5 protein-coding genes are annotated in these 4,974 nt (G+C 38.5%); 2 read left to right on the plus strand and 3 right to left on the minus strand.

Annotation, left to right across the window (positions count from 1 at the left end; genetic code table 11):
- Positions 1 to 98: 98 nt before the first annotated feature.
- Positions 99 to 317, minus strand: a complete 219-nt coding sequence (locus IQ228_RS20950; protein WP_027404469.1) for a DUF2839 domain-containing protein — start codon at positions 315 to 317, stop codon at positions 99 to 101.
- A gap of 67 nt (positions 318 to 384) precedes the next feature.
- Entirely contained in the window at positions 385 to 1,923 is a 1,539-nt protein-coding gene (locus tag IQ228_RS20955; RefSeq protein WP_027404470.1) for a helicase C-terminal domain-containing protein, read from the minus strand.
- A gap of 100 nt (positions 1,924 to 2,023) precedes the next feature.
- Between IQ228_RS20955 and IQ228_RS20960 the strand changes: the two genes are divergently transcribed.
- The gene (locus IQ228_RS20960) at positions 2,024 to 2,983 is read left to right on the plus strand and encodes a M48 family metallopeptidase (RefSeq protein ID WP_027404471.1); all 960 of its coding nucleotides are present in this window, start codon (positions 2,024 to 2,026) and stop codon (positions 2,981 to 2,983) included.
- Positions 2,984 to 3,087: 104 nt separating this feature from the next.
- Here the strand turns inward: IQ228_RS20960 and IQ228_RS20965 are convergent, their stop codons facing one another.
- Positions 3,088 to 4,119 carry a VOC family protein gene (locus IQ228_RS20965; RefSeq protein WP_193964280.1) on the minus strand — a complete coding sequence of 344 codons (1,032 nt, stop codon included), beginning with the start codon at positions 4,117 to 4,119 and terminating at the stop codon, positions 3,088 to 3,090.
- A 27-nt stretch (positions 4,120 to 4,146) separates the two neighbouring features.
- Here IQ228_RS20965 and xseB point away from each other — a divergent pair, with 27 nt between their 5' ends.
- A complete protein-coding gene (gene xseB / locus IQ228_RS20970) occupies positions 4,147 to 4,386 on the plus strand; it encodes an exodeoxyribonuclease VII small subunit (RefSeq protein WP_027404473.1) in 240 nt (79 codons plus the stop codon).
- The last annotated feature ends 588 nt before the right edge of the window (positions 4,387 to 4,974 follow it).

The following is a 4,974-nucleotide window of genomic DNA, read 5'->3' on the forward strand; positions in this document are numbered from 1 at the left end:
ACGCAGAGCCAGATCTGTATAAGAGACAGGTAGGGGAAGTAGGGGAAGTAGGGGGAATATTTCTTCCCAATGACAAATGACAACTGACAAAGGACAAATTACCCAACAATTTCCCACCAACCGAAAGCGGGACCGATAAAGCGGATGATTACCCAAGCAACAACCATAGATCCAATACCAATCCATGCACCACGAGTGGTGATAGCTACAAACTGTGATGCTTGGGTTTTTGTGATGGGAATCCAAGGTAATATTTTTGTAGTGTCTTGTCCGTAGTCTTCTGCGAGTGAGTTTTTACGGCGTTTTGCTTCACCCATAATTCAATAATTGAGTTTGTTTTTGAGTTTAATTTAAATTCTAATAGAAATTCGGCAGGGAAATTAATTAACCAGAATCATTATTAGCAGAAAACAGACTAGGATCGAGATAGTTCAAACGGGCTAGGGGACTAAGGGCAGAGAGGATTTGTACGCCGTAGCTGCGGTTAACGACACGACTATCGAGTAAAGCTACTATACCTTGATTTTCGCGGACGGGTGCGATCGCTCTTTGTAATTCATTCATGGCTGTGGGCAGTAAGTATAGCCGAAACCAGTCTTGGTGCGATCGCTTATAATGAGCTACTCTACCAGCTACCAAAGGATTTTCCAAGGATGGTAAAGGTAAAGTTGCAATAATTAACAATCTGGGTGATGGTAAAACACTTTGATTTTCCCGCCAAAATTCCCAACCGGTAATCAAAATCCCATTTTCATCCAAACAAGTTTTTTCCACCTGTACCCGTGAACCAAATTCCGAAGCCAAAATTGCTCCCACTCTGGCTTTTAGGGGTACATCTCCAATTAATATTACCGTCATTCCTGGTGCAGTTGCACTCAAACATACCAATGTGCGAACTTGATGAATTAAAGCTGGTTGAAATTCCGGTGTATTTGGTAAAGGTAACTTATAGGGAACATAAAGTTGAATTGCTTCCCCTTGACTATCGGCAGCAAATTTCAAGCAAGTAACATCTTCTAAACCCAAGCGTTGACGGAAAAGGGGTGCTTCCGTTTCTGGTTCTAAGGAACTACCAATTAATACTACAGGTTGACGTTGCCAAATTGGGGCGAGGATTTTACCCAATTCCAGGGGAGCATAATGTAAAGAAAATAATCCTTGACGACGGGAAATTGTCGCCCAAAATAAAGTAGGAGAAGAAGAATCTTCCAAATTGGGGAATTGTTGCCAAAATTTTCGCCAAGCATCGGGAAGATGATTTTTATCTAAAGCTAAATATAAATCTTGTAAAATATCAATTTCTGGCTGAGAAATCAGATAACAGTGATAGGGATTTTCGGGGTGCTGAAATAATTTATATGTTAGTTCCACCCTAACTTCCCGAATTAAATCCGCTTCATAAGGATAAGCCAGCATTAATTGATCCCAATCATGGGTTTCAATGCTTTGAGTCAGCCTAGAACGCACCCAATCTTCTAAATCGTCAACGCCATCAATAATTGTGGGAATATTCGCCGGAAATGGATTGTTATCAGCAAATTGTCCCTTCAACCAAGCTTCAGGAGAAGTCAACAGTAAACCCTGAAAATCAGGACTTGGCCAAAAGTCACCGGTTCTAATGGGTTTATTCGCTGGTAGCCACTGCTGGAGTCGGGGAATTTCTACCTTTAACAACCGTTGCTGGACAGTTTCCGAAGCGACAATAATTACAGAACCGTGCCACATTAAAGCAGAAGCGATAAAACTGGTGCGATATCGTCCTTGATGTCCACAAACTGCCCCTACCTGAATTAAAGCACTACGTCCTAATCGCAAAGCACGTGCTACCAACCTAGCCATTGTCAAATGATGATGCCAGGAAGGGAAACCTGCTTGCGATCGCAAGAAGTTATGTAATGATAAATGAACTTCAGCCTCAATCACGCGCTTTTAATTCCATAACAAGTTTTTTTCGTTGTCAGTTGTTCGTTATTTTATCTTTACCAATGACCAATGACCATTTATTTACCCATTCTCCTAAATTATGCCAACTTATCCAGGAATTTCCAGCGAAGCCTTCAGACATCCATTAGATAGTCAAGCAGAACAAGCTTTACGCAGTTTACCCGGCTTTGATTTAATCGCCCGTAAATTTGTAGAATTTGTTTATGAACGACCCCAACTTGTCTACTTAATGGGTAACTCCATTGAAGTCGGACCCCGCCAATATTCTACTATTTACCAGATATTCCGGGAATGTGTCCGAGATTTGGACATTAGTGGCGAACCAGGCTTGTTTATCGCTCAAAATGCCCAAGTTAATAGTTATGCTTTAGGACAAGAACACCCTTATATTGTCGTTAACACTGGGTTACTAGATTTACTTAATGAAGCCGAACTACGGACGGTCTTAGCTCATGAACTGGGACATATTAAATGTGGTCATACTATTTTAATTCAAATGGCGATGTGGGCGATGAATGCCGCTTCCGTCATTGGTGAATTAACCTTCGGTTTAGGTAATTTTGTCAGTCAAGCCTTGATTTATGCCTTTTTTGAGTGGCGACGCAAAGCTGAACTATCCGCAGATAGAGCGGCTTTATTAGTCATGGATGATTTAAACCCAGTCATGTCATCTATGATGAAACTCTCTGGAGGTAGTCATAAATATGCCCATGAATGTAGTTTACAAGAATTTATTCAGCAGTCAGAAAAATATCAAGCACTAGATGATGATGGGCTGAATCAAGTATATAAATTTCTGTTATACAATGGCGGACAAGGAATGATGCTGAGTCACCCTTTCCCAGTAGAGCGCTTGCACTATTTACGCAGTTGGGCAGTATCAGAAGAATATCAGCAAATCAAAAAAGGCAATTATCAACGTTCTGCTGACGGTTCAGTAGATGTTACACCAGAAACACCAGATCATGAAGCCGAAAAACTCAGAAAAGAAATTGAAAAATTACAAGCAGAAATTAACAAAATGAGAAAATCTGATTAGGTATTATAGGAATAATATTTGATTTCAAAAAGATTCGTATGGTGTGTTACTCTGTCGCCTAACGCACCATTATCTTAGAGTGGAAAATGCCCACAAAACATCATTTATTTACTCTCCACTATATTCCAAAAATAACCATCAGGAGCAACAAAAGAAAAACTCTTTTCTGCAAACTCATTAATAATAATTTCTGTAATTTGTTGGGCTGCACTTTCTCGGACTCTTTGCCAAAAAATCTCTATTCTCTGGACTTTGTAAGTATAAAGACACATTCCTAAACTTCCTGGTTGGGCATCTGTAAAACATGATGCCAACGTCATATTTTCTGGAAAGCGAATAATATAAAGTCTACCACTTCGCGCTGCCATAAAATCAGTTTGAGAAGAACAAGGATCATCAAAAGCCGTAACTATAAAATTTTCCCCTGGGTTCAGTGTAAAAAAATCTCTTCCTGCCAAAGATGATTCATAACTTGTTTCTACATCATCACGTACACGCAATAAACCTAAAACTTCTTCATAGAACTTGAGAATTTCCTTACTATCATCTTGGACAACTATACCTACATGAGTAAACTGACTAGTTTTTAAAGGTGCATGATCATTAATCTGTCCATAATTAGGAACATCATAACCAAAACGTTGAAATAAAACTTGCCGACTAAATGGTTGAAGTAATAGCATTTCGCGTACTCCCACCAACGGTTCTAAAAAAGGACGAATTTTTTGATCTTTGTTATAAATTACTTCCCAGTGAGTTTGAGTGTAAAGAATATTTTCACCAATTGATTTTGCTGCTTCCGCATGATTTAAAATGCCCAGTATATCAGTAGTTAAGGTAGTCCCCCAACGATTACCTTTTCTTTTCATAGAACTGATACCTAAACCCGCAGATGTAGGATTTTGCCAAATCATTAACCGAATTAATCCATGATCTGCATTTTGATGATAAAGTCGAATTGACTGTAAAAGTGAATTTACCCGATATAGTTGATAAGCTATAGTTGCGGTTAATTCTCCTATTTCTCCAATCCGATAACCAAATTGTTGCCAATATTGAATTGCGGAAATAGCATCTGGGACACCAATACAGACTTCATAGACACTGCTAATTGTTGTATTATTGGTTAAATTCATAATTTATTGAGGTAGGTAGAAAAATTTATGGTAAAGCGGAATAATTCGGTTAAATCCATATCTGCAAATGGAGGAAGTTATGAAGATAAGATAGCAGAAATTGAAACTATTATCACTCGCATTGAGGGAGGTGAATTAGAATTAGCCGATGTATTTACGGAATTTGCGACTGCGGTTGAGTATTTACAAGAATGTGATAGTTTTTTACAGCAGCGACAACAGCAAGTAAATTTGTTAATTGAAACTTTGCAAGATGATGACCAGTAAATAAACGGGAGACAACCGAAATATGCGAAAATAAGTAATTGGACAAAAATATTTACAGTCATTGCGAGCGAAGGGAAGCAATCACAACTCTTGGAATTGCTTCATTTCACTTCGTTCCATATGGCTAACGCCACGCAACGCTTACGCAATGACATTGTGTAATTAATTCTGTCTCACTACTTAAAATTATGGTGTATCTCTATTAATTACTGAATACACCTATGCAAAATTAAAAAATCCTAGTAATTATAACCTGAGAATTATTGATAAGTAATTACGTAAAACCTATATCCCGCAAGGAACTCAAGTTCCTTGCTAATAGCGAAAGTCATCTGAAGATGACTAAATACTTGGAAAATTTCTGAGTCCGTTTTAACGGACTTGAGCTATGAGACAGAGAATTTATTCTCTGGCGGGTGTAGAAACCAACAGATAAACCATTTTTAACTTAAGTTAACACCAATGAGCACTACTCAACCCTTACAAATCTATGTGTTTCGTAATCTTGTTAAGGTTCAAATCTTAGTCATCACGAATATGGCGGTTTTTAATTCAGTCAGGTACAAGAACCCCACCCCCAACCCCCTC

The sequence above is a fragment of the Dolichospermum sp. LEGE 00246 genome (assembly GCF_015207865.1).
GTDB classification, from domain to species: Bacteria; Cyanobacteriota; Cyanobacteriia; order Cyanobacteriales; family Nostocaceae; genus Dolichospermum; species Dolichospermum heterosporum.